Origin of the sequence: Streptomyces sp. PA03-1a, from assembly GCF_033792805.1 — a bacterium.
In the GTDB taxonomy this organism is placed as follows: domain Bacteria; phylum Actinomycetota; class Actinomycetes; order Streptomycetales; family Streptomycetaceae; genus Actinacidiphila.
In genome coordinates, this window is record NZ_JARAVO010000069.1 from 13899 (window position 1) to 38753 (window position 24855).

A 24855-nucleotide genomic window follows, 5' to 3' on the forward strand; every position below is an offset into this window, starting at 1 on the left:
GAGCGGAGTGATCATAGGGGTTGAGGGCCGCACATGTGTACGGGTTGCGGGCCCTCATCCGCGGGGCTGTACGTCCCCCACCACGTGGGCGAGCGTGCCGGCCGGGACGGCGCGTTCGTCGGGGGGCATGCCCGGGTGGTGTCCCGCCGGAACGGGCCGGCCCGCGGGCGCGGAGTCGACGAGCGAGAGGCGCGAGACGATGCGGTAGCGGTCGCCGCGGTAGAGGGAGTGCACGTACTCCACGGGGCGGCCGGCGGCGTCACTGGTGAGGCGGTCGAAGAGGAGCGCGGGGGAGAGCACCGGCACGTGCAGCAGCCGGGCCTCCTCCTCGTTGGCGACGGTGGGTTCGATGGACTGGACGGCCTCGTGCACGTGGACGCCGTGCCGCTCGCGCAGGTACGCGTAGAAGTCCCCGGACTCCATGTCGGCGGCGCGCAGCCCCGGCACCAGGTCGGCCGGTACGTGCAGGTACTCCACGGCCATCGGCTCGCCGTCGACGAGGCGGAGGCGGGCGATGTAGACGATCTCGGCCGCCGGCGACACGCGGAGCTTGCGGCCGACGCGGGCGCCGGCCCGTACCGTGGCGAACTCCAGGACGCGGCTGAGCCAGTGGCCGGAGGCCTGCGGCAGGCTGAAGGCGTTCTCCCCCTGGGCGAGTTCCTGGGTGATCTTCGCGGGGGCGACGAACATGCCGCTCCCGTGGCGCCGGACGAGCAGGCCGGTGGTGACCAGCTCGTCGACGGCCGAGCGCACGGTGGGGCGGGAGACGTCGAGCCGCTCGCACAGGGCGCGCTCCGAGGGGATCGGGGTGCCCGGTGCCTGGGACTCGACGAGTTCCAGGAGGTGGTCGCGGACCCGTTCCCGTTTCAGCGGTGACCGCGGTGCCTCACCCGTCATGCGCCCCGCCCTTCTCCGTGGCCGTGCAGTGCCGTGCAGCGCCGTGCAATGCCGTGTGCCCGAGGCTAGCCAGTTGCTGACCAGTTCTCCAGCCTTCCGTCATCGCTTGGGTTGTGGGGGTCCCGAATTCCCTTCCCGTTACGGGACTTGACCCCTCATCTGGTCTATGCCACCTTCCCTTACCAGTGGAAGACCAGTTGCCAAGTGGTAAGCCCTCCCCCACGCGCTCCACCCGACTGGAAGGGGTCCCCATGTCAGGACCGTTCCGCACCACCGCCCGGGTCCGCACCGCCGTGGCCGCCTGCGCGACGGCGGGTCTCGCCTGCGCCGGGCTCGTCGCGCTGCCCGCGTCCGCCGCGGCGGCCACGCTCACCGCGCAGTACCGGACGAGCGCGTCCGGGGCCACCGCGGACCAGACCGAGCCCTGGCTCGAGATCACCAACCGGGGCACCTCGTCCGTCCCGCTCGGCGAGGTGACCCTGCGCTACTACTTCAAGGCCGACAGCCCCACCACCGCGTACCGCTTCGCGTGCTCCTGGGCGGTCAAGGGGTGCGCCAACATCACCGGTACCTTCGGCACCCTCGCCAACCCCACCGCCAACGCTGACCGTTACCTGGAGATCGGCTTCACCTCCGGCGCGGGATCGCTCGCCCCCGGGCAGAACACCGGCGACATGCAACTGCGCTTCTACCGCGCGGACTGGCAGCGCCTGACCCAGTCCGACGACTACTCGTTCAACGGCTCCCAGACGTCGTACGCGGACTGGGACAAGGTCACCGTGCAGCGCGGCGGCTCGGTCGTCTGGGGCACCGCGCCCGCCGGCAACGACCCCACCACGCCGCCCACGGATCCGCCGACCACGCCGCCCACCGACCCCAACGCACCCGCGCTCTTCGACGACTTCAGCTACACCTCGAGCAGCGACCCCGCGCTGCAGAGCCACGGCTGGACCGTGAAGTCGGGCCAGGGCGGCCCCGGCGTACCGGGCGCCACCTGGTCCCCGCAGGACGTCACCTTCGTGGCGGGCACCGGGAGCAACAAGGTCATGAACCTGCGCCTCACCACCGACGGCACCGCCGCCGGCACCAAGGAGAGCGAGATCCAGACCAGCGCCCGCAAGTTCCGCAACGGCACCTACGCCGCCCGGGTGCGCTTCGACGACACCCCGACCGGCGGCCCCGACGGGGACCACGTCGTGCAGACCTTCTTCGCCTTCACGCCGCTCAACGCCCCGATGGACCCGAACTACAGCGAGCAGGACTTCGAGTACCTGCCCAACGGCGGCTGGGGCGAGCCGAGCAACATCATGTACACGACGTCCTGGGAGACCTACAACCCGGACCCGTGGAACGCCGTCAACACCCACTCGGAGAACCGCCGGAGCTACGACGGCTGGCACGACCTGCAGTTCACCATCGACAACAACGCCATCACCTACTACATCGACGGCCAGGTCTTCGGCACCCACGGCGAGCCCTACCTGCCCGAGACCGGCCAGTGGATCGACTTCAACCACTGGCTCATCGACCTCGCCGGCCAGACGGGCAGCACCTCGCGCTCCTACGACCAGCAGGTGGACTACGTCTACTTCGTCAAGGACCAGGTGCTGACCCCGGCCCAGGTCGCCGCCAAGGTGGCCGCCTACCGCACCGCGGGCACCGTCTTCACCGACACCGTCCCTGGCAGCTGACCGGGCCCCGTGCCGCCGCCCACCGCCACAGGGGCGCGGTGGGCGGCGGCACGGACCCGCCCCTACGGAAGCGACCGGCAGTACAATGCGTCCGGCGTGCGGGAGGAACCGAAGCGGCCGGTGTAGGCGATGCCCGCCGCGTACTCGCCGTCCGGGCACTGGCCCTTGTAGCTGCCGTACGCGAAGTCCCCGCCGGCACCCGACGCGGGACGGTCGTCGCCCCGGTCGAACCACACGGTGCGCCCGCCGCCGCCCAGGGCCGTGCCCGCGGTGGCGCACAGCGCGCTGGAGACGGCGGCGCCGCGGACGGCGTAGCCGACGAGGAACGAACCGGGCGGGCACTGCAGCTTGGTGTAGCCCGACGCCCAGTCCCCGCCCGACGGGACGTACCGCTCGTCCGTGACGACCTGGTACGCGCCCGAGGACGCCCACAGGTCCCCGGCGCCGGTGTCGGTGCACAGACCGCGGTTGCCGGTGTGGGCCAGCCCGATCAGACGCTGCCCGTCCGGGCACGCCGCCTTGCGTGCGCCGGGGTCCCAGTCGGGACGGGCCCGCATGCGCAGGCTCTGCACGAAGTCGCCGTGGTCCGGGCTGAGCATCGACCAGCGGGCGACGGGGGCCACGTACCCGGTGCGGCCGGGGCTGCCGACGAGCCGGGACCAGGCGCCGGCCCGCCAGTCGTCGCCGTCGTACGGGCCCATCCGGTGACCGGCGGCGTCCCAGTGCAGGAGCGCCCAGCCGTTGCCGTGGCGGTTCTCGTGCCAGCCCACGAGCGGCCAGTAGGCGAAGTCGGTGTCGGTCTGGATCAGGAAGTCGGTGAAGTTCGCGAACCACGCGCGGGACTTCTCGTTGGTCTCGTCCCGGCCGCCGACGCCGAACTCGCTGATCCACAGCGGTGCCGTGTAATGCCGGCCGGTGTCCGACGACACGTAGAAGGCCTGCCGGCGCAGTTCCGCGAACAGCTCGTCGCGCCCGAGGTCGCTGTAGCGCGGGTCGTGGGTCTCGCCGATGCCGGTGGCGCCGCTGTGGCGGGGGCCGGTGTAGCCGTAGAAGTGCGCGGAGTACACCAGCTTCCCGGACCGGACGAGGGTGTGGGACAGCCGCTGCACGGGTTCGAGGGTGGGGCGGTCGTGGGGGAGGCCGTCGACGGGCAAGCCCGTCCAGTTGATGCCCTCGACGATGACCAGCAGGTCGGGGTTGGCCTCCTGGAGGATGCGGTCGCCCAGGTGCTGCGAGGCGGCGAACCAGTCGTGGTCGTCCCCGAGGCCCCAGTTGGGGTCGTCCCAGACCGAACGGCGCACCTCGTTGTACAGGTCGGCGCCGACGACGCGCTTGTTGTCGCGGTAGCGGCGGACCATGGACAGCCAGTCGTCCTCCCAGGCGGCGGTGGACTGCGAGGCGTTCCAGCGCTCGTTGCCGTCCACGCCGCAGCACCAGCGCGTGGTGTTGGTGTGGTTGTTGAGGATGACGGCGAAGCCCGCGTCCGTCAGGGCGGTGACCACGGCGTCGTACACCTGCAGTGGTGTCCTGCCGCGCAGCTGGGGGTTGGCCGCGACGGCCGCGTCGGTGACGGGGACGGTGTCGTGGATCATCTCGCCGGAGAACGGCAGCCTGACGCTGTTGATGCCGAGTTCGGCGAAGCCGGAGAGGATCTCGGCGATCGGCGCCCGGTCGAGGCCCAGCGGCATGCGGCCGGAGTCCTCGCCGGCGTGGTGGTTCGCGGGGTCGGCCGGATCTCCCGAGCCGTTCCAGGTGCCGCTGGCGCCGTGCCAGTTGCCGGACGTGAGCTTGAAGCGGTTGCCTTCGGCGTCGACGATGTAACGTCCGCGGGTGCTGAGCGGCGGGGTCCAGGACGCGGCGAGTGCGGTGGACCGCGCCGCGGGGGCGGCGGGGGCCGAGGGTTCCGGGTCCCGCGCGAGCGCGGTCGTGGGGGTGAGCAGGCCGATGAGGGTGACGAGCGCGGCGGCCACGGCCGTGAGGGGCCGGCGCGGTAACGTCGCGGCCACGGCTACGGCACCACGGTGTAGGTGTTGAGCTGGTCGACCGCGCTCTTCGGCGAGCCGAGGTCGTAGCGGTCGACGGCCACGTATGTGGGCTTCTTGCGGGCCGCGGGCTCGCAGAAGTTCTGGGTGCGGTTGAGCAGCTTGCCGTTGTCGGTGGACGCGGTGCCGGCGATGGTCGTGTCCCGGAAGTGGTTCATGACGAACAGCGGCCGGAATCCGGGCTCCTCGCGGGTGAGCGGGACGTTGACCCCGGCGCCGTACCAGCGGCTGTAACAGGACCAGTCGGAGGTGCTCGCGCCGGAGCCCATCGACCAGTAGTTCTCCACGGTCCACTCCTGCTGGTACAGCACGCCGAAGCTGTCGCGCTCGAGACCGGTGTCGGAGCCGCGGGTCCGGTCGGTGAAGATCATCAGCTGCTTGCCGCGCGCGGCCAGGTCGGCCATGGTCGGCCAGCCGTGCTCGCGCACGCCGTCCTGGTCGGGGCGGTACAGGACGTCGTACAGACCGTTCACCCGGGAGAGCTCGGAGCGCAGCACCTCGGGAGAGACGTAGTCCTCCAGGAAGACGGTGACGAACTGCCCCGGGTGCTGCCGGAGGAAGTCGACCATCCGCTGCAGGTCCACCCAGAGGGCGACGGGACGGCTGACCAGCGTGCAGCTGTTGTGGCAGAGGATCGCGCCGTCCGGGGTCTGGTGGATGTCCATCATGAAGCCGCGGACGCCGTCGTCGAGTTGCTGCGAGATGCCGCGCGCCTGGTTGGGGAAGAGGTTCACGAAGGGCGGGGCGAAGCCGCCGTCGACGCCGTTGGCGTAGGCGTTGTGCGCGGTCAGGAAGGTGACCTGGTCCAGGGTGCGCTGGTCGGCGGGCGGCATGGCGGCCCGGGGGAGCGGGGTGGGTGTGAGGTACCACCGGGACAGCGGGCCCGCGGCGCCCACGCGCGGCCGCTCGGGGTACACGCCCCCGCTCGACGCGTCGCCCAGGGTCAGGCGGTCGGAGGTGCCGGGCACGGCCAGGGCGTACGTGCCGTCGCCGGCCGCCGTGATCTCCCAGGTCGCGCTCGCGCCGCCGCACGCCACGATCGCCGCGTCGGCGCCGGAACGCCCGAGGCAGTGGCTCGCGTCGTCGGTGCTGCGCAGTTCCTGCCCTCCGGTCACGGCGACGGCCGTCCACTGCTGGCGGTCCTCGTTGCCTTTGGGCCGGTGCAGCGCCACGGTGCCGCCGCTGTCCGAGGCGTTGAGGCCGTTCACGGCGCTCTGTACGGAGAAGGCGCCGCCTGGCGCGGCAGCGACGGCGGCCCCGGCTGCGGGTGGCAGCCCGGGAACGGTCACCGCGAGGACCGCGGCCGCCGCCACCGCGCCTGCGCGGGGCAGGGAGACGAAGCGAGCGCTTCGAGAGGTAGTCATGCGCATGACATACCACCGGTAACGCTTGCCATGTAAGGGCGTGTCGGGCCGGGGGCGCCGGTTCCGGACGGGGATGCGGGCGCCGGCGACGGCGCCCGCCTTCACGTCGTGCGGACCGGCGGGTCATCCGGCCCGCGATCCCGCCCGGACCGGCTCAGGCTTCGACGACGCCGGGTCCGACCCAGGCTTCGGTGGCCGTTCCGGGGCCGACCCATGCCTTGACGACGCCGGGGCCCACCCATGCCTTGACGACGCCGGGTCCGACCCATGCCTGGGTGACGGCTCCGGGGCCGACCCATGCCTTGACGACGCCGGGTCCGACCCATGCCTGGGTGACGCCGGGTCCGACCCATGCCTGGGTGGCGGTTCCGGGGCCCACCCATGCCTGGGTGACGCCCGGCCCCACCCAGGCTTCGGTCGAGGCCTCGGACTGCGGGCCGGTGGCGGCGACGACCCCCGCGGCGATCAGCAGAGAAGCGGCGGAGAGTGCCAGAGCGGTGGCGGCGCGGCGGATCATCGTAGGTTCCCCCTTGGTCCCAGGTGTCGTTACCGACCGTGCTCACGAGGCTACGGCGATGCTCCTGGGCGGGGGATGAGCACGCGTGCTCATTTCCGCGCGGCGGATCTACTCAGTGCAGGCGGCCCGAATGCCTCTTGCGGAACCCGGCCCGACGCGGACGTGCTGCTGCGGCGGTCGGGGACCGCCGCAGCAGCACGCGTTCGACGGGGGCGGGTCGCCGCCCGGCCGTCAGTGCAGTTGACCGTCGGGTGAGACCGACGGCGTCCTCGCCGGTTCGGGTTCGGGTTCGGCGGGGGGTGCCGCGGGGGCGTTGGCCCACGCGGCTTCGGCCGCCGCCGCCCAGGCGGGGTCGGCCCAGGACGTGTCGGCCCGCTCGTCGGGTTCGAGGACGTCCTCGCCGTACAGGTCCTGCAGCCAGTTGCTCTGGTAGATCGTGTCGAGGTAGCGCTCGCCGAGGTCCGGCGCGATCGCCACCGACGTGAGGCCGGGGGCGCCGTTCTTCTCGAGCCAGCTCATCGCGCCGCTGACCACGGTGCCCGTCGAGCCGCCGAACAGGAAGCCGCGGCGGGCCAGCCGGTGGCAGGCGCGGATGGTGTCCGCCTCCTCGACCAGGACGACCTCGTCGACGAAGGACTCGTCGAGCAGCGGCGGGTGGACGCTCATGCCCAGCCCGGGGATCATCCGCCGGCCCGGGGCCCCGCCGAACGTCACGGAGCCGACGCTGTCCACCGCGACGACCTTCACCGGCCGGGACCACTCACGGAACCAGCGGGCGCAGCCCATCAGCGTTCCCGTGGTGCCGGCCCCGACGAACACGACGTCGACCTCGGGGAACTGCCGTGCGATCTCCGGAGCGGTCGTCCGGTAGTGCGCCCTCCAGTTGCCCGGGTTGGTGTACTGGCTGAGCCACACGTACCGGTCGTCCGAGGCGCACAGCGCGCGGACGAAGTCCAGCCGCGCGCCGAGGTAGCCGCCGTGGGCGTCGGGTCCCGAGATGATGTGCACCTGGCTGCCCAGGGCCTTCATCAGGAGCCTGGTCGACAGGTTGCACCGTGCGTCGGTGACGCACAGGAACCGGTAGCCCTTGCTGGCGGCGATCATGCTCAGTGCCACGCCCAGGTTGCCGGACGAGGACTCGACCAGGATCGACTCCGGAGTCAGGATCCCCTCCCGCTCGGCGGTCTCCACCATCTCGGTCGCGGCTTTGAGCTTGATCGAACCGGCGAAGTTGAAGCCCTCGCACTTCAGGAAGAGCGGTTGCCCGAAGATCGACTCGAGGTCGACGAAGAGCTCTTCCTCGTTGAAGGCCTGGGGAACGGATATGACTGTCACGATGGCCTCCTCATCTGCAGCGCCTCTCCCGTCGAGACGGGGGAGCAACGCGTCAGCGGCCGCTGTGTCCTGCACTGATGAGCTTGCGTGGCTGGACCGTTGGTCTTTCCCGGAGGTGCGTCCGCATGCGGCTCCTTGTCGTCCGTCGCCGTGGTGCCCGCCCCTCCGTCGGGGGCCCGGGCCCAGGTCCGGGGGCCTGGGGTCGTGGGGGCGGGGTCGCGGCCGTTCATCCGTACCGGCGCAGTTCGTGGAAGAAGTCGTCGACGACGCGCAGCTCGCCGGAGCGCGCCACCTCGTCGTAGACGTACTTGCCGACCGCGAGGTCGAGGACTCCGAGGCCGAAGGGCGAGAACACCACGGGCCGGTCCTCGCGGAGCGCCACCCGCCCGGCGATCACGTCGTCCAGGGTGCCGGCCAGGAAGTCCCGGTTGCCCGTGAGCTGCTCCGCCAGGTGCGGCGACGTGTCCGCCTTCAGGCAGTGCTCGACGTCGTCGACCACGTTGGTCGAGCCGAGCACGATCTCCGGCGTGAGGTCGCGCAGCGACATGTGCAGCACGAGCGGCTTGTGCCCGAACCAGGTCATGTCCCGTACGTGGGGCTCGCCGGCGACGGTGGCGAAGACCACCAGGTCGCTCGAGCGGATGAGCTGCTCGGGGTTGTCGTGCAGGGTGATGCGTCCCGGGGCGCCCGTCTGTTCGACGTAGCCGCGGAAGCCCTTCGCGCTCTCGGTGGACAGGTCGTGCACGCCGATCTCGTCGAAGTGCCATCCGGTGCCCACCAGGTAGGTGTGGATGTAGCGGGCGATCAGTCCCGTCCCGAAGAATCCGACGCGCTTCGGGCGCCGGTCGGGGCGGCTCAGCCGGTCGGCGGCCAGGGCCGCCATCGCCGCCGTCCTGGTGGCGCTGATGATGGAGCTCTCCAGGCACGCGATGGGGTAGCCGGTGTCGTGGTCGTTGAGGATCAGCACCGCCGAGGCGCGGGGGATGCCCGCCGCCACGTTCTCCGGGAAGCTGGAGATCCACTTCAGGCCGTCCACGCGCACGTCACCGCCGATCGAGGCGGGCAGGGCGATGATCCGGGCCGTGGGACGGTCGGGGAACCGCAGGAAGTACGACGGCGGGTTCACCGAGTCACCGGCGGAGTGCAGCCGGTAGGTGGTCTCCACGAGCTCCGTGATCTGCTTCTCGCGCCCGTGCAGCGCGCGCTGGACCTGGACACCGGGGACCACCGCGAACGGCGGTACGGTGAGCGGCCCGGAGGGCGCGGAACCCTGTGCGGCGGAGCGGTTGCTGGTCATGCGGTGGTCACCTCGACGGTCGGGGAGCAGTCGGCCAGGCGCACCGCGTCGGCCATGCCGACCAGCACTTCACGGGAGCCCTCGTAGGCCTCGCGGCTGTGCGCGGTGCGGATGTTGTCGACGAGCATCAGGTCGCCCGTCTGCCAGGGCTCGCGGGCGGTGTTCGCCTCGTAAACGGTGTTGAGCAGCTGGACGACGTCCGCGCCGATCGGGTCGCCGTTGCCGAAGCGGGTGTTGAACGGCAGGCCCTCGGCGCCGTACATGTCCACGAGGTACTCGTGCACCTCGGGGTCCATCGTCCATTCGTTGAGGAACGCGATCTGGTTGAACCAGCAGCGCCGGCCCGTGACCGGGTGGCGGACCACGGCACTGCGCCGCTGGCGGGTGCGCAGGGCCCCGTCCGGCTGCCACTCGAAGGCGATGGCGTTGGCGCGGCAGTAGTCCTCGACGGCGGAGCGGTCGTCGGTGCCGAAGGCCTCGGCGACGGTCGCCCCGATCTCGTCGTTGTAGCTGCGGGTGAGCAGCCAGCCCTCGCGCTCGAAGCGCTGGACCAGCTCGGACGGCAGCGCCTCGAGCACGGTCGGCGCGTCGGCCACCGCCGTCGCCCCGCCCTTCTCCGGCGCGGTCAGGCAGGCGAACATCATCATGCCGGGGAACTCGAGCCGGTAGCTGAGTTCATGATGCATGCACATCGGCTGGTTGGGCGGCCAGTTGGAGGAGGAGTACAGGCCCTCGGCGTAGGTCCGCCGGGACGCGAAGGCCTCCTTCTCTGCGGTCAGCCGGCCGGCCAGTCGCTTGACCACGCCTGCGGCCTTGTCCGCGTCGGTGAGCCCGAGGCCGCGGATCAGGACCGAGCCGTGCTCGGCGACGACCGCGCGCAGCGCGTCGCGGTGCCCGTCGGCCCAGCCCGCCGGGTCCTGGACGGCCCCGGTGCGCAGGATCGGGGGTGAACCGGGCCGCAGCTCGAGGTCGAGCAGGGACGGAGGGGAAGCTGAGGTCGACAACTGCGTCTCCTCTCGGTTGCCGTTCATGGGGAGGCCAGGAGTTCGGCGGCGCGCAGGACCGCCTGCGCCACCTCGTCCGGGCAGGTGCGGGGGAAGTGGTGACCGCCGCGGGCGAGCTCGTACAGGTCGACGTGCTCGGCCAGCAGCTGCCACTCGCGGTACCGGCGGGAGTGGTCCGCCGTGTACGGGTCGTCGGCGGCGACGACCACGGTGACCGGCGTGGACAGCCGCACCGGCGGTGCGGAGTCCAACGCGTCGGCGAAGTATCGGTGGGCCGCCACGCAGTCGTGGCGGTAGGCGGCGGCCACGTGCCCGGCACGGGCCCTGTCCAGCTCGGCGAGCTGGCCGTAACCGCCGTCGCCGCTCAGTTCCGCGGCGATGTCGGCGTCGCTGCGGCCGGTCAGCGCGTCGGCGGCGGCACGCCGTCCGGCGGAGTCGCCGAGCAGCTGCGCGCCGAGGAACACGCGCTGGACCTCCACGCCCCGCTCCCGCAGCCGCCGGGCGGTCTCCACCGCGAGGGCGGTGCCCGAGGAGTGGCCCCACAGCAGGATCCGGGACAGTCCGCGGCCGGCGATCTCCTCGACCACCGCGTCGACCACCTGCGCCAGCGGCGCGAAGTCCTCGTCGCGGGCGGCCGGGTCGTGGCCGGGCAGTTCGACGGCGTAGACCGCACAGCCGGCGGGCCGCAGGGCCGCGGCCAGCGGCCGGAAGTTCACCGCGTTGCCACCGGCGTACGGGAAGCACACCAGGGCGCCGTGCGGCTCGCCGTCCGGCTCCGACAGGGCCTGCAGCAGTCCGGGCCGGCGCGTCGTCCGGCCGTCGACCACCTCGGCGAGGTCGGCGAGGACCGGGTGCGCGGTGACGTCCTTGAGGGAGATCGCGCGGTCCAGCAGGATCGCCAGCCGTACGGCGGACAGGGAGGTGCCGCCGCGGTCGAAGAAGTGGTCCTGGCGCCCGATCCGCTCCTGCGGGACGCCGAGCACCGTCGCCCACGCCCTCGCCAGGCGCAGTTCGGCGGGGGTGCCGGGGGCCTGCAGGTCCGTCCCGGCGGGGTCCCGCTCGGAGGTCTCCTCCGTGGCGAGCGCCGTCAGGGCCTTGCGGTCGATCTTGCTGTTGGCGGTCAGCGGCAGGCTCTCCTTCCAGTGGAAGGCCGCGGGCACCATGTAGGCGGGCAGGGAAGCCGCCAGGTGCTCGCGCAGCACGTCCGCCTCCACGGGCGCGGGGCCCGAGTAGAAGGCGACCAGCTGGCTGCCGTCGTCGCTGACCACGACCGCGCCGTCGCGCACCCCCGGCGCACGGACCAGGGTGTTCTCGATCTCGCCGATCTCGATGCGGAAACCGCGGATCTTGACCTGGTGGTCCTTGCGGCCGAGGAACTCCAGCGTGCCGTCCGGGTGCCAGCGGCCGTAGTCGCCGCCGCGGTACAGCCGCTCACCGGCGTGGTGGGGGTCGGTCAGGTACGCCTGCCGGGTGCGCTCGGGGTCGTTGATGTAGCCGCGGCCCACGCAGACCCCGGAGAAGACGACCAGACCGGGCGCGCCCAGCGGCACCGGGGACAGGTGCTCGTCGACGACGTACACCCGCACGTTGTTGACGGGCCGGCCCAGCGGCACCCAGTCGGTGTCCGGGACCCGGTCCATCACCGCGTGGTTGGTGTCGTCGCTGGTCTCGGTCAGCCCGTAGGCGTTGACCAGCTTCACGCCGGGCCGCACGGCGAACCAGCGCCCGATGAGGTCCTTCTTCAGGGCCTCGCCGGTCACCGACACGCAGCGCAGGTCCGGCAGTTCGCGCGGCTGCCGCTCCAGGGCGGACAGGACGACGTCCAGGTAGGAGGGGACGAGCTGGAGGACGTTCGCCCGGCCCTCGACGACCTTGTCGAGGAAGCGGTCGGCGTCCAGGATCGTCTCCTGCTCCACCAGCAGGGTGCGTCCGCCGACGAGCAGCGCGGAGACCAGCTGCCACAGCGAGATGTCGAAGCACTGCGGGGCGGTCTGCGCCACCACGTGCCCCTCGCCGATGCCGAGGTCGTCGATCTTGGCGTAGAGGTGGTTGAGGAACCCCGCGTGCTCGCACATGGCGCCCTTGGGCTCCCCGGTCGAGCCGGAGGTGAAGTAGATGTACGCCAACTGGTCGCGGGCGACCGCCACGCGGGGGTCCTCGCTCGGGTGGTCCTCGGCGTAGGCGTCCTCGACCGGCAGCCGCTGCACCTCGGGGAGCGCGGACAGCGCCTCGTCCAGCGTGGCGGTGCTGCCGCGCTCGGTCAGCGCCATCCGGCACTCGGCCCGGGCCAGGGTGTTCCTGATCCGCCCGGCCGGGAAGTGCGGCTCGATCGGCAGGTAGGCGCCGCCGGCCTTGAAGACCGCCAGCACGGCCGCCAGCCAGTCCAGGTTCCGCTCGGTGACCACCGCGACCACGCCCTCGCGCTCCAGACCACGCGCCAGGAGGGCATGCGCCAGGCGGTTCGCGCGGGCGTTGAGGTCGCCGTAGGTCCACTGGCGGTCCCCGTGGACGGCCGCGACCGCCTCCGGGTGCGCCCGGACCCGCTCCTCGAACAGCTCGTGCATCCGCCGGTCCGGCAGCTTCCTGCGCGGTCCGGCCATCCCGGTGAGCTGCAGCCGGTTCTCCTCCGCCGACAGCAGGCTCTTGCGGGTGTGCTCGGCGTCCAGGTCGGCGGCGATCCGCGCCAGGGCGGCCACGTGGTAGCCGGCGACGCGGGCCGCGGCGTCCTCGTCCATGACATCGTTGGCGTAGCGCAGCCGCAACGAGAGCCGGCCGTCGCGGTCCGAGGCTCCCACCCAGAGCACGGTGCCGGGGGTGAGCTCGACGCCACCGCCGGACAGGTCGAAGACCGTCTCGAACAGCGGCTCGGCCAGGTCGAGCTCCTTGCGGAGCGCGTCGACGGGGAAGTCCTGGAAGGCCAGCAGCTGCGACTCGGCGCCGTGCGCGTCCAGCAGCAGGGACCGCCACGAGCCGGGACCCGCCGACAGCCGGCACGGCAGCACCGCGCCGCCCGCGGCGACGTAACCGGTCACGACGTCGGTCTCGCCGGCGAGCGCTGCCAGCACCTTGGCGTGCGCGGCCAGCAGCACCGAGCCCACCGGGACGGCGACCTCCTCGGCCACACGGCGCACGGACGCCGTGAGGCCGTCGGGGACCGCCACCACGTGCTCGGCGGCGCCGGTGGCCGGTTCGGGAGTCCAGCGGGGGATCGCGGTGAACCCGCCCTTGAGGAGCACTCCGCGCCAGAACTCCCGTCCGGCCTGCGCTGCCATGTCCATCGACTTGCCTCCACTTGCGGTTTCCACGGGACTACACACCGCTGATCAGCGCGGTGGCGCGATCGCCGCCGCTGTTCGGGGTCTTCGGGTTCTCGGGCATCTCCCGGGCGGGGTTGCCGCCCCACCGGGCGAGCGCGGGGAGCTCCTCGCCCTTCATCACGAAGGAGTCCGGGGCGATCACGGCGCCGTCGCCGACGGTCACCCCGTAGTGGACGAGGGCGCCGACCCCGAGGGTGCAGCCGGCACCCAGCGTGCTGTGGTCGGACTTGAAGGCGCCGTCCTCCTGGGAGTGGCTCTGGATGACCGTGCCCGCGTTGAGGGTGCAGTCGTCGCCGATGGCGGCCAGGGAGCGCTCCGGGAGGAAGAGGCCGTCGTCGAAGACGCGGCGCCCGATCCGCACGCCGAGCAGACGCCAGACGACGTTCTTGAACGGGGTGCCGTTGAGGACGTTCAGGTACTCCGTCGCGGCCGTCACCTTCCAGTAGCGTTCGTGCCGCCAGAAGTCGAGGTCGTAGATCGAGCAGTACAGCGGCCGCAGCCCGCGGAACCTGGTGACGATGCGCTCGCCGAGCACGATGTAGGTGACGGTGACCACCAGGACCACGACGTTCGCGACCGCGACCGCGGCGGCGCCGTACGCGGGGTAGAGGTCGGCGGCGACGGACGCGGTCAGCGCCACCAGGAAGAGCAGCAGCCACTGCAGCAGCAGGTGGAGCACCGCGGTGCCGGTGTTGTGCTTGTTCTTGTCCGACAGCAGGCGGTGGAACGCTTCGCCGTCCTTCAGGTGGTCGAATTTGCTGTCGCGGTCCACCGTGCGGGGAATCTCGAAGCTGGGCGAGCCCAGCAGTCCGACGTTCTCCCGGACGGGCCCCTCGACGGGGACCATGACCTTGGTCGCCAGCAGGCAGTTCTCGCCGGTCCTGCCCTGGGGCGGATAGGCGATGTGGTTGCCCAGGAAATTGTGCGGGCCGATCGCCGTCCGGGTGACGCGGAAAGAGGTGCTGGAGTAGTCCGCATTCATGATGGACAGTCCGTCGGCGACCATGGTCCCGCTGCCGACCTTGCTCAGGTACGGATTCTCGTGCTTCACCTCGGTACCGAAATTCGAGCCGGTCTGTTCCACCGGCGACAGGTCGTACCCGATGGCGCGCAGGTAGTGCACGACGGCGGAACTGTCGCCGAAAAGGACGCGGAAGAACTTCCGGTTGGTGAGGAAGCCGATGGTGCGGTGGATCCCGTAGCGGAACCCGTAGAGCGGGTGGACCGTGTCGGGCTTCACGAGCGGGTGCAGCAGCCGCGGCACGGTGACCGCGACGAGGAGGCCCAGCAGCACCGCCCCGCAGAAGAGGACGAAGGAGGCGGCCAGGGCGTCGGCGTAGAAGGTCCACGTCGTCAGGGCCACCGGGCCCGGCTCCAGCAGGAGGTCCAGGCGCGGGACCACCGTGAGAAGGATCGCCACCCCGCCGACCGCGACCGGGATCCAGGCGGCCAGGAGGATCAGCAACTGACTCAGGCAGTAGGTGACACGGCGGCTCCTGCCGCACTGCACCGGCGCGACCACGCGGTAGTCCGCGGCGCCCGGCTGGGCCGGGGAGCCGTGCCAGCGCTCGCCGGCGGGGACGGCCTGGCCGCTGTGGAGCGAGGAGGCGTGGCCGAGTTGGGCGCCGTCGCCCATGGAGGTGCCGATGTCGAGCACGGTCACCTCGCCGATCAGCACTTCCCTGCCGAGCGTGACCGGACCGGTCTGGATCACCCCCGAGTGCCCCCGGTAGCAGGAGAAGTACGAGTCCTTGCGGATCACCGTGCCGTCGCCGATGGTCAGCAGGTCGGCGCAGACCGGGACGTGCTTGGAGAAGATGGCCACCCCGCGGCCTATTCGCGCGCCCAGCGCCCGCAGGTACAGCACGTACAGCGGTGAACCGACGAACAACACCATGGGGTTCGACCGGATCAGGGTCCGCACGCACCAGAACCGGAAGTACGCCAGGCTCCAGATGCGGATCTCCTGCGGCTTCCACCGTCCGACCAGGAGCCACTTGCCCGCGACCGGCAGGACGCAGACGCCCGCGAAGGCCGCGCCGCCGAACTCCACGGACCGCAGATAGGTGTCGAAGGGGCTCGTGCCGGCGGATATCCACTCCGCCCCGCGCGTCACGACGAACGCGGCGAGGTACGAGTAGCCCAGGAAGAACAGTGCCTGCAGCACGCCGCAGAACACGTAGCGCGGAGTGCCCTTCGCCGCCGTCACCTGGATCGGCTCCGGGAGCGGCACGTCGGCGAGGGCCTGGGTGGCGGGGGTCAGGGCGCCGACCGGCGGGGCGTCCGCCAGGGCCGTCGCGAGACTTCTGATCGTCGGGTACCGGTAGATGTCCTTCATCGACACGGACGGCAGGTCCTGGTGCTTCCGCACCCGGGCGCAGAAATGTGCCATCACCAGGGAGTCGGCACCCATTTCCGTGAAGAAATGGCTGTCGACGGACACCCGGTCCGTGTGCACGATGCCCGCCAGGATGTCGGCGAGGATCCTTTCCGTGCCGTCGGCCGGGGCGGTGTAGGGGCGCCCGGTGGTTGAAGATTCATCGGGATCCGAAGCGGGATCCGACGCCAGGACCTCTGCAGATTTTTCCACGATGTGAGCTCCTTGAGGAAAAGTCGACCACGGGCGGCCGGTAAAGCCGGTACCCGGTGTCCCTCTTGCCCCGGCTATGGGCCGGAGCGAGTAATCCGGAAGCCATGCGGTCGTGAGCTCTTCTCTCGCCATACAACCATATGTCGCTCCTCGTAGTCTCCGCCGTCCTCGTTCGGACTGCCACTCGAAGATGATCGAAGTGGTATGTCGCGGCGCTGGACTGCGCAAATGCTCGGGAAGTCGCGATGAATCGACGAGTACCGTTCCCGAAAGGCGGAAAAACCACCGATTCGCAAGGTTGCGGGAAAGCCGCGGAGATGCGATAAGCGCTACCGAGAGTGGTCGTCCCGGTCAAGAGAGTTAAAAGGCGACGGCTGTGTGCTGAGGCCTCGTCATATGGCTGAGCCCGCCCGCGCACAGGCTGCGCGGGCGGGCTCGGGGGTCGCGGGGGTCACGGGCAGACGTACGAGAAACCCGTCGTGACGGCGCGGTGGCCGGGTGTGATGATGCGCAGTTCGGCCTCCGCCCGGTACGTGCCGTGACCGCGGAAGGTCCACAGCAGGTGCAGCCGTGCCTCGTGGCGGCCGCGGGGCACCTCTTCGTACAGCACGTCGGAGGAGGTGCCGTCGTTGCGTAGCCATCGGTAACTGATCGTGCCCGGGCGCCCGTTGGTCGTGACGACGGCGACGAGGTCGACGGTCGTGTCGCACGCGGGTGCCGACGGGGACGGGGTCACCGTCACCCGCTTCACCTCGAGGCCCGGACCGAAGCGCTGCCAGGCCAGGAAGACGAGCACCGCCACCAGCACCGCACCGGCCAGTACGTACCGCCGCGGCCACCTGCGACGATGCGGTCCGGGCGGCGGAAGCGGGGTGATCCGGCCCCGCCACACCTCGGCGGCGACGTTGGCCCGGGCCGCCGCGGCGGGTGTGACGCCGGGCCCGAACCGCATGACCTCGCCCTCGACCCGGTCCGGCAGGACGACGGTGGGGCCGGCCTTCACCGTCGGTACCGCCGCCTCGGCGCTGACCACGGGCTCGAGCCGGGCCGTCGGCAGTGCCGACGGCGCCCAGTGCTCGGCGAGGACGGTCGCGCTGTACTCGGGATCGGCGTCCTGCGGCGCCGTGCTGTGCGGCCTCGCGTCCTGGGGGGTCGCGTCGTTCGGCGCCGCGTCCGTGGGGCCGAGACGGAAGGTGCGCTCGGTGTCCTCCTCGGGTGGGAGGTCGCGTGACCCGTTCACGTGATCACGCAACCACGGGTGAGGATCTGCTGGAACGACTGCCCGTTGGCCGCCGTCGGGTCGGTGGTGGCGGCCGCGCCGAACCAACAGCCGCTGCCCCGCGGGAACGTGTGGTCGGCGGTGAAGGAGTACGAGGTGGAACCGCTGCGGGTGAAGGTCTGTGCGCCGTCGGCGGTGCCGGGCTCTCCCTTCGCGTCGCTCGTGTACCAGGTCACCGTGACGGTCACGGGGCGTGCATCACTGGTGCGCAGCCGGATCGTGGCCGAGGCACTGAATACACCCGTCTGGGCGAGCGAGGTGACCGAGACGTCGCTCACGCTCACCGGGGGTGTCGTCGATGCCGAGGGCGACACCGTCGGCGTCGCCGTCACGGACGCGGAAGCCGTGGCCGAGGCCGTCGTGGTCGGCGTCGGTGCGGCCGGCGTGGTGACGGCGGTCGCCCCGGTGGAGGCCGGGGCGCTCTCCGGCGTGGAGGGCGACGGGCTCGGGGAGCCGGGCGAGGGACTGCCCGGCGGAGCCGTCGTCCCCGGCGCTTCGGAGGTGCCGCGTGGGGTCGCTCTCGTCGTTTCCCCTGTCCAGTTGGCGGTCGTCTGGTGCGGGCCCTCACCCGAGGCCACCGCGGCGAAGGTCAGCAGCCCGGCGATGACCACACCACTCACCGCGGCGAGCATGCCCTGACGTGTCAGGCGCCGTGCGCCGCCGCCGACCATGGTCGTGGCCAGGTCGACCGTCCCCGGCCCGGGTCCCGCCGACGGGAAGAGCAGCGGCAACAGCACCGCGAGCGCGGCGAGCCTGCGCTGCCCTCGCTCCTCCCAGTCGTTCCCGTAGGCCGCTCCCGCGATCACCTCCAGTTCCGCCACGAACGCCTCGGCGTCCGCCGGACGCAGCGCCGGGTCCTTCGCCATCCCGCGCAGGATCAGCTCACGCACCGGCTCCGGTGCCTGCCCGACCGGTACCGGCGCTTCGATGTGCTGAACGGCCAGCTCGGCGAAGTTCTCACCCTGGAACGGCTTGCGGCCGGTCAGGCACTCGTAGAACGTCGCGGTCGCCGCGTACACGTCGGTCGCGGGCGATGCCGGGCGCCCGTTCCACTGCTCGGGGGCCATGTAGGCGGGCGTTCCCGCCACGGCCCCCTTGGTTCCGCTGCGCAGGGCGATGCCGAAGTCGACCAGCTTCGACGATCCGTCCGCCGCGACCAGGACGTTCTCCGGTTTGTAGTCGCGGTGCACCACACCGGTGCGGTGGGCGGCGGCGAGGCCGAGCAGCGACCCCTTGAGCACCACCAGGGCTGCTTCGGGCCCGGTGGCTCCTTCCTGACGGAGTAACGCCCTCAGCGCCAAGCCGTCGACCAGCTCCATGACGATGGCCGCCCCTGCGGGACCCTCCACGTACTCGTACAGACTGGCGACATATGGGGTGTGGAGACCTCCCAGCAGCTGTGCCTCGGCTCGGAACTCCTGCAGGAACTCCGGGTCGCCCCGGAGTTCGTCGCTCAGGTACTTGATCGCGACAGGCGTTGACGTGGCGTCATGGGACGCGAGCACCACGCGACCGCAGCCGCCCGAGCCCAGTTCTCTGGCCTCGGTGTACCCCGGAGCCCTCCAGCCGCTCATTCACTTGTCCCCCCTGCATGTGGCGCGGTGCCGGCGACCGCGTCGACTTTTCCTCAACAGACACGATCCCGCGGCGACCGGTTCCCGGGGAACCCCCCACCCGGCTGAACACCCCCCGCCGACCGTCCGTACTACGAGGGGACGTGCGTTCCGATCCACCGAACGGCAACAGGAAGGCGGCCGGCATGGCCCCATCGCGCCACGTGCTCAGCTCCGTCGTCGCAGGCACGGCCGCGTTGCTGCCGCTGGCCCTGGCGGGACCGGCGGCCGCCCACGGCGCGCCGGTGTCCCCGGTGAGCCGCGCCGCGGCGTGCGCGTCCGGAAGCGGACAGTACGTGGGGACGGCCGCCTGCCGGGCCGCCGCGGCCGCCAACGGCGGGAGCCGGCCCTTCGCGGACTGGGACAACCTCCGCGTCGCCGGGGTCGCGGGCCGCGACCGCCAGGTGATCCCGGACGGGAAGCTGTGCAGCGGCGGGCTGGCCGCCTTCCGTGGCCTCGACCTGCCGCGCTCCGACTGGCCGGCCACCCGGCTGACGCCGGGCGCCGCCTTCACCATGGCGTACGGAACGACCATCCCGCACCAGGGCACGTTCCGGCTGTACCTCACGAAGGAGGGCTACGACCCGACCCGGCCGCTGACCTGGTCGTCGCTGGCGAGCGACCCCTTCGTGAAGGTCACCGACCCGCCCGTGTCCGGCGGCGCCTACCGCATCAGCGGGCGGCTGCCCTCGAACCGCACCGGGCACCACGTCCTCTTCACGATCTGGCAGAACTTCTCGACACCCGACACGTATTACTCGTGCTCCGACGTCGTCTTCCCGGCTGCCGCGGCCAAGGCACCGGCCAAGCCCGCGAAGCCGGCGAAGCCCTCGCCGGCTTCGGCCTCCGCGACGCCCGAAGCCGCGGCGTCAAAGGGCACGGCGTCCCCCTCCGCCATTCGGACGGCCGGATCCCCCGCGGCCGCCCAGGCCTCTCCGCGGGACGCCGTGCGTACCCCGGCCACCCAGCCCGTGGCCGCCGAGAGCGAGGGACCGGGGCGCACCCTGCTGGCCCTCGGCAGCGCCACCCTGCTTGGCGGCATGGCCGCGATCGCCCTGCTGTTCCGGCTGCGCCGCTCACCGGGCACCCGGGGCCGTTAGGTCCTGTCGTCCAAGCCCCGCCGGACAACCGACTACCGCAACGGTTCGCTCAGTTCGATGGAGCGCAGGGCGGCCGCCAGGGCTGGTCCGTCGCCGACGTCGAGGGCGGTGTCGGTCAGTTTGATGACGTGTTCGTCGCCGTGCTCCAGGGCCCGTTCGAAGACCTCCTCGGACGTGAAGGTGCCGGGCGGGGTGTACGCGACCGGCGCGTCCGGCGCGTACATCGCGGTCACCGCGGCGGAGGCCGTCCAGGCGGCCCGCAGGCTCGGCACCCACAGGGCGCGCGGGAGCGCGGGCAGGGTGCGCAGGACGGCGTTGGGGGCAGTGGCCGCGTGGACCAGCATCGTCTCCTCGCCGTGGCCGTGGGTGGCGTACCGGTGGGTGGCCGCCCGCACCAGTTCGGTGAGGCGGGTTCGGGCCTCGTCCGGGTCCGTGACCGCCGCCGCCCACACCGGCAGGCCCGTGACGCGGCCGAGCCGGGCCGGGAAGCCGCCGTCTCGTACGGCGAGGGGCACGACCGCGTCGAGGGCGGCGGCCGCGCTGCCCGCGCCGGGCAGGGGTGCGAGGTCCGCGACGGCGTGGTGGCGGGCGGCCCAGTAGCCGAGGCCGTGGGCGAGTTCGGCCAGACGGGGTCCGGTGCTCTCGCCGGCCAGCAGGGTGCGTACGGCGTGGCCCACCCGGATCACCGGGTGCGTCGAGCCGCCGTACAAGCCGGGCAGGAGTCGGGGCCACCACAGCGTGAGCACCTCGCGCCAGGGATGCTCGGCGATCTCGCGCCCGAAGTAGCCGATCCAGTCGGCGGCCCGGCGCGGATCGCCGAGCGCGGCACGCCAGTTGCCGGCCGTGACCGGCTCGGTGCCGGACGGGAACTCCTCGAGCTTGCGCGCGTAGAGGTCGAGCCAGCGGTGCACCGAACGGGCCTGTCCGTGGGCGGCGAGGGCCTCGACGGCCATCGGCGCGTGGTTGGTGAGTCGTCCGAGGCGTTCGGGCCCCGATCTGTGCAGTCGCTGGAGCGCCTCGTCCAGGGTCCCTGTCGTATCCATGGCCAGGACAGTAGGCGGGGGGCCGCGGCGGCGTAACCGGCCGCAGGCGTAGGACCCGGCCTAGGTCGCGCGGCCCTTCGGATCCCTTCGGAGCCGTTCGGATCCCTTCGGCCCGGGTTCAGGCGCGCCCGAAGGAATCCGCCAGGGAGTCGATCCGGGCGGTCAGGAGCGTGGCGCCGCTGTGGCCCATGCCCTCGAGCTGGCCGGCCGTCTCCAGGCCGACGGCGCCGTGCAGGTGGGACCACGCGAGCACGGCGCCCGTCAGCGGCACACCGGGGGCCGCCGCGGCGCGCTCCCCGGTGTGGGTGGTCACCCAGGCGGCGACGGCGTCGTCGCGGCGTGCCCAGCTGTCCGTCTCCTCGACGACGGGGAGGACGGCCGCGGTGGGGGAGGCCGTGGCGAAGACCTCCAGGAAGGGTCCCAGGGCCGCCCTGGCGCGCTCCACGGTGTCGGCCGGGGCGGTGCAGCCGGGGACGGGCGTGCCCTGGACCAGCAGGTAGCGGTGGGGCCTGCGGACCGCCCACGCGCGGTACGCCTCGGCCAGCGCGCACACCGAGCCGCAGGTCATGGACTCCTCGGCCTTCGAGCGGGCCTTCGGCACGGGGCCGGCACCGCTCGGCGAGGCGCTCGACGCCACCGTCGCCTGGTACCGCGGGCTGCTCGCGGGCACGTGGCGGCGCCGCCTTACCGGCGTCGCCGGGCCCTCGCCCTACGGGGCCGGTACGAGCCCGTCGGCGACGAGGCCGGCCAGGACGGCCTCCCCGAGCGCGTGCACCGCGGACTGCGGGCGCACCATCACGGTGAACTCCTTGACCAGGCCCGCCTCGTCGACCTGCAGCAGGTCGATGCCGTGGATGCTCTTGCCGCCCACGGTGGCACGGAACACCAGCACCGTCGACGGTGCCTCGGTGCCGTCGGCGCTCGTCTCGACCGTGCCGTCGAGGGTCCCCACGTAGTGGAAGTCCTCGAAGGTGCGCAGCAGGACGCCGAAGAGCCCCAGCACCATGGGCTTGCCCTCGAACGGGGTGAACTTCACCGGGCTGTAGAGGCGGATGTCGTCGTGGAACAGTTCGTCCAGCGCGCTGAGATCGCGGCGCTCGACGGCGGACCGGAAGCGGTCGGCGGCTGTCATGGCTCCTCCTGGTCGTCCGGCTCCGGACGTCGACACTCAGAAAATTGATTACTCAGTTTCTTGAGTATCATGAGGAGCGGTCACACGGAAGAGCACGGCACGGCGGGACAGACGTGACGACGGACGGAAGGGGAGCCGGGATGGCCCTGCGGCACGCGGTCCTGGCCGCACTCCTGGACGGGGAACTCAGCGGCTACGAGCTGACGAAGGCGTTCGACATCGGGGTGGCGAACTTCTGGCACGCCCTGCCGCAGCAGCTCTACGCCGAACTGACCAGGCTCGAGAAGGAGGGGCTGATCGCGGGCCGTGAGGTCGTGCAGGACAGCCGGCCCAACAAGCGCCTCTTCCACGTCACCGAGGGCGGGGTCGCCGAGCTGGAACGGTTCGCGGCGGCGGTCGGCAAACCCTCCTTCATCCGCGACGACCTGCTCGTGGCGGTGCAGGCCGCGGACGTGGTCGACGCCGGGGAGCTGATCGCCCGGCTCGGCGAGCGGGCCGCCTTCGCCGACGCCAAGATCGAACTGTTCGAACGGCTCCTCGCGCGGATGCGCGGCGGCCGCACCGAGGAGGAGTTCCTCGGTCGCGGCCGCCGCGTCGGCCCCTACCTCACCTGCCTGCGGGGCCTGGCCTTCGAGGAGGGCAACCGGGACTGGTGCCGGCGGGCCGCCGAAGTCCTGCGGCAGCGGGCTCGCGTCGCCGAGGAACGCTGACGGCCCGCGACGCCCGGCCTCATCCCGTCCGCAGGGCGGCCGTCAGCCACGCCACCGCCGGGGCCAGCGCGGGCGGCGCCTCCTGCCCGCCCACCCGCGCCAGCAACTGCCAGTAGCGCTCGTAACGGGAGTCGTGGGAGATCTCCAGCCGCTCGGCCAGCCATCCCCGGAACTGCGGGCCGTCCGCCCGGCCGGACAACTCCGCGTACGCGCGGACGAGTTCCTCCACGACAGGACGGGCCGCCGGTGATGCCGGGCCGATGCCCGCCGCCACGGCGCCGCCCGCGCGCTCCCGCAGCAACTCGGCCGTCCGGCGGGCCGCCGCCGGGTCCGGCTGACCGCCCTTCGCGAGGGCGCGGCTCTGGTCGGCGACGGCGCGGCGGACGCCGGCCCTGAAGTCCTCGTCCTGGATCAGCTCGGCCAACTCCACCCAGGCGCTCACCTGCTCCGGCGAGGCCTCGTCGGGGAGTTCGGGCATCGCGGCGCGCATCATGGCCGGGAAACCGGGGTCGACGTCGATGCCGCTCACGACGTCGTCGACGAACTCGTCGACGAGGCGGCGGCGTTCACGGTCCGAGAGGGTGGCGAGTCGGTGCATCAGTTCCGTCTCCTGTGGTGAGGCCCCGCGCCCCGCGACCGTCCGCAGCACCGCCTGGCGGACCCGCAGGGTGCGGATCTGCACCTCCAGCGCCTCGGCGTGGGCAGCGGCGACCTCGGCGACGGTGACCTTCCTGTCCAGGATGGAGTGGACGGCCGCGAGGTCGATGCCGAGGTCGCGCAGCGTGCGCACGAGGGCCAGACGGTCCAGCGCGGCCCGGTCGTAGAGCCGGTAGCCGGCGGGTGTCCGATCGGTCGGCGGCACCACTCCGGTGTCCGACCAGTACCGGATGGTCTTCACGGTCAGACCGGTTAGCCGGGCCAGGTCACCGATGGTGTGGAGGGTGTCGTCGTCCATGTCCGCCATCCTGGGGTCTCCCGCCGCGGGAGACTCAAGCATGCGCCCCGGGCGGCGCCGCGCCTCACCAGGCGCGGGCCTCGCGCAGCAGCAGGTCGCGGACGAGGCCGAGGTGCGGGTGGTGGTCGGCGCCCGGGCGCTGGACGAGGTAGGCGGTGTTGATGGGCGGGTCGTCGGGGTCGAGCAGCGGGACCACGGTGCCGTCCGCCAGGGCCGCCGCGCACAGGTAGCGGGGGAGGACGGTGAAGCCCGCGCCCGCGGCGACGGTGGCGAGCACGCCGCGCAGGTCCGGGACGGTCACGGCGGCGTGGCCGGTGAGACGGAGGCCGAACACATGGCGCCAGTAGCGGCGCGCGATCGGCAGGTCCTCGGCGTACGAGACGAGCGGGACGCCGCTCAGCGCGCCGGGCCCGCCGGAGGCCACGTCCAGCCGGGCGGCCCGGGACGGGGCGGCCACCAGCACGAACTCCTCGTCCATCAGGGGCACGGCGCTGAGCAGGCGCCCGCGCGGGCGGTGCGTGGAGATCACCAGGTCGTGCTGCCCGGCCCGCAGCGACTCCAGCAGGACGTCGGTGAGCCCGGTGCCGATCCGCAGCCGTACGCCGCGCTCGACGAGCGGTGCGAGCGCGGGCAGCGCGCGCTCGCACAGCAGCTCCGCGGGGCCGCCGAGGCGGACCGGCTCGGCGGGCAGGTCCGCGTCGCCGTGCCCGCGGCCGGCGACGGCGGCCAGCGCGTCGAGCGGCTCGGCCACCCGTCCGGCGAGCTCGTCGGCGAAGGGCGTGGCGGCGACGCCACGTGGCAGCCGCTCGAAGAGCTCGCGGTCCAGTTGGCCTTCGAGCGTACGGATCTGGGTCGTCACCGTCGGCTGGGAGAGCCCCAGGAGCCGCGCGGCCGCGGTGAAGGAACCGGCGCGGTGCACCGCCAGGAAGGTGCGCAGCAGCGCGAGGTCCAGCGACCCCCCTCCAGGGC

At 72.3% G+C, this 24855-nt stretch carries 19 protein-coding genes; 3 read left to right on the forward strand and 16 right to left on the reverse strand.

The window, feature by feature from the left end:
* Positions 1-54: 54 nt before the first annotated feature.
* On the reverse strand, positions 55-897 hold the full coding sequence (locus PV341_RS17640; RefSeq protein ID WP_500358300.1) for a GntR family transcriptional regulator: 843 nt from the start codon (positions 895-897) through the stop codon (positions 55-57).
* Positions 898-1148: 251 nt separating this feature from the next.
* On the opposite strand from PV341_RS17640, the gene PV341_RS17645 reads away from it, so the two are divergent.
* Positions 1149-2588, forward strand: a complete 1440-nt coding sequence (locus tag PV341_RS17645; protein ID WP_500358302.1) for a cellulose binding domain-containing protein — start codon at positions 1149-1151, stop codon at positions 2586-2588.
* A gap of 62 nt (positions 2589-2650) precedes the next feature.
* On the opposite strand, the gene PV341_RS17650 is transcribed toward PV341_RS17645, so the two are convergent.
* From PV341_RS17650 to PV341_RS17695, 10 genes are all read right to left on the reverse strand, one after another.
* Positions 2651-4594 (reverse strand): glycoside hydrolase family 5 protein, encoded by a 1944-nt coding sequence (locus PV341_RS17650; RefSeq protein ID WP_500324074.1) that lies wholly within the window; start codon positions 4592-4594, stop codon positions 2651-2653.
* 2 nt (positions 4595-4596) lie between these two features.
* A complete protein-coding gene (locus tag PV341_RS17655) occupies positions 4597-5994 on the reverse strand; it encodes a phosphoinositide-specific phospholipase C-related protein (RefSeq protein WP_500358303.1) in 1398 nt (465 codons plus the stop codon).
* A 154-nt stretch (positions 5995-6148) separates the two neighbouring features.
* Positions 6149-6511, reverse strand: a complete 363-nt coding sequence (locus PV341_RS17660; RefSeq protein WP_500324076.1) for a hypothetical protein — start codon at positions 6509-6511, stop codon at positions 6149-6151.
* 231 nt (positions 6512-6742) lie between these two features.
* Positions 6743-7846 (reverse strand): 2,3-diaminopropionate biosynthesis protein SbnA, encoded by a 1104-nt coding sequence (gene sbnA, locus PV341_RS17665; protein ID WP_500324077.1) that lies wholly within the window; start codon positions 7844-7846, stop codon positions 6743-6745.
* Between the two features lie 226 nt (positions 7847-8072).
* Positions 8073-9143, reverse strand: coding sequence for a 2,3-diaminopropionate biosynthesis protein SbnB (gene sbnB / locus PV341_RS17670; RefSeq protein ID WP_500324078.1), 1071 nt, complete (start codon positions 9141-9143; stop codon positions 8073-8075).
* Positions 9140-10174 carry a TauD/TfdA family dioxygenase gene (locus PV341_RS17675; protein ID WP_500324079.1) on the reverse strand — a complete coding sequence of 345 codons (1035 nt, stop codon included), beginning with the start codon at positions 10172-10174 and terminating at the stop codon, positions 9140-9142. The genes sbnB and PV341_RS17675 overlap by 4 nt, the downstream gene beginning before the upstream one ends.
* The gene (locus tag PV341_RS17680) at positions 10171-13425 is read right to left on the reverse strand and encodes a non-ribosomal peptide synthetase (protein WP_500324080.1); all 3255 of its coding nucleotides are present in this window, start codon (positions 13423-13425) and stop codon (positions 10171-10173) included. Before PV341_RS17680 ends, PV341_RS17675 begins: the two co-directional genes overlap by 4 nt.
* A gap of 31 nt (positions 13426-13456) precedes the next feature.
* The gene (locus tag PV341_RS17685; RefSeq protein WP_500324246.1) at positions 13457-16057 is read right to left on the reverse strand and encodes a Pls/PosA family non-ribosomal peptide synthetase; all 2601 of its coding nucleotides are present in this window, start codon (positions 16055-16057) and stop codon (positions 13457-13459) included.
* 448 nt (positions 16058-16505) lie between these two features.
* On the reverse strand, positions 16506-17294 hold the full coding sequence (locus PV341_RS17690; RefSeq protein ID WP_500358305.1) for a hypothetical protein: 789 nt from the start codon (positions 17292-17294) through the stop codon (positions 16506-16508).
* Positions 17291-18907 (reverse strand): serine/threonine-protein kinase, encoded by a 1617-nt coding sequence (locus tag PV341_RS17695; protein ID WP_500358306.1) that lies wholly within the window; start codon positions 18905-18907, stop codon positions 17291-17293. Before PV341_RS17695 ends, PV341_RS17690 begins: the two co-directional genes overlap by 4 nt.
* Positions 18908-19092: 185 nt before the next feature.
* Between PV341_RS17695 and PV341_RS17700 the strand changes: the two genes are divergently transcribed.
* Positions 19093-20046 (forward strand): lytic polysaccharide monooxygenase, encoded by a 954-nt coding sequence (locus PV341_RS17700; protein WP_500324083.1) that lies wholly within the window; start codon positions 19093-19095, stop codon positions 20044-20046.
* Between the two features lie 32 nt (positions 20047-20078).
* Here PV341_RS17700 and PV341_RS17705 read toward each other — a convergent pair whose 3' ends face one another.
* The 3 genes from PV341_RS17705 to PV341_RS17715 form a co-directional block, all read right to left on the reverse strand.
* A complete protein-coding gene (locus PV341_RS17705; protein WP_500358307.1) occupies positions 20079-21089 on the reverse strand; it encodes a questin oxidase family protein in 1011 nt (336 codons plus the stop codon).
* 118 nt (positions 21090-21207) lie between these two features.
* Positions 21208-21759, reverse strand: a complete 552-nt coding sequence (locus tag PV341_RS17710; RefSeq protein ID WP_500358309.1) for a TetR-like C-terminal domain-containing protein — start codon at positions 21757-21759, stop codon at positions 21208-21210.
* Between the two features lie 39 nt (positions 21760-21798).
* Entirely contained in the window at positions 21799-22221 is a 423-nt protein-coding gene (locus PV341_RS17715) for a nuclear transport factor 2 family protein (protein WP_500324086.1), read from the reverse strand.
* Positions 22222-22361: 140 nt separating this feature from the next.
* On the opposite strand from PV341_RS17715, the gene PV341_RS17720 reads away from it, so the two are divergent.
* On the forward strand, positions 22362-22931 hold the full coding sequence (locus PV341_RS17720) for a PadR family transcriptional regulator (RefSeq protein ID WP_500324087.1): 570 nt from the start codon (positions 22362-22364) through the stop codon (positions 22929-22931).
* Between the two features lie 19 nt (positions 22932-22950).
* On the opposite strand, the gene PV341_RS17725 is transcribed toward PV341_RS17720, so the two are convergent.
* Both PV341_RS17725 and PV341_RS17730 read right to left on the reverse strand, forming a co-directional pair.
* Positions 22951-23886, reverse strand: a complete 936-nt coding sequence (locus PV341_RS17725) for a MerR family transcriptional regulator (RefSeq protein ID WP_500324088.1) — start codon at positions 23884-23886, stop codon at positions 22951-22953.
* Positions 23887-23950: 64 nt separating this feature from the next.
* A complete protein-coding gene (locus PV341_RS17730) occupies positions 23951-24838 on the reverse strand; it encodes a LysR family transcriptional regulator (protein WP_500358310.1) in 888 nt (295 codons plus the stop codon).
* Positions 24839-24855: the final 17 nt, after the last annotated feature.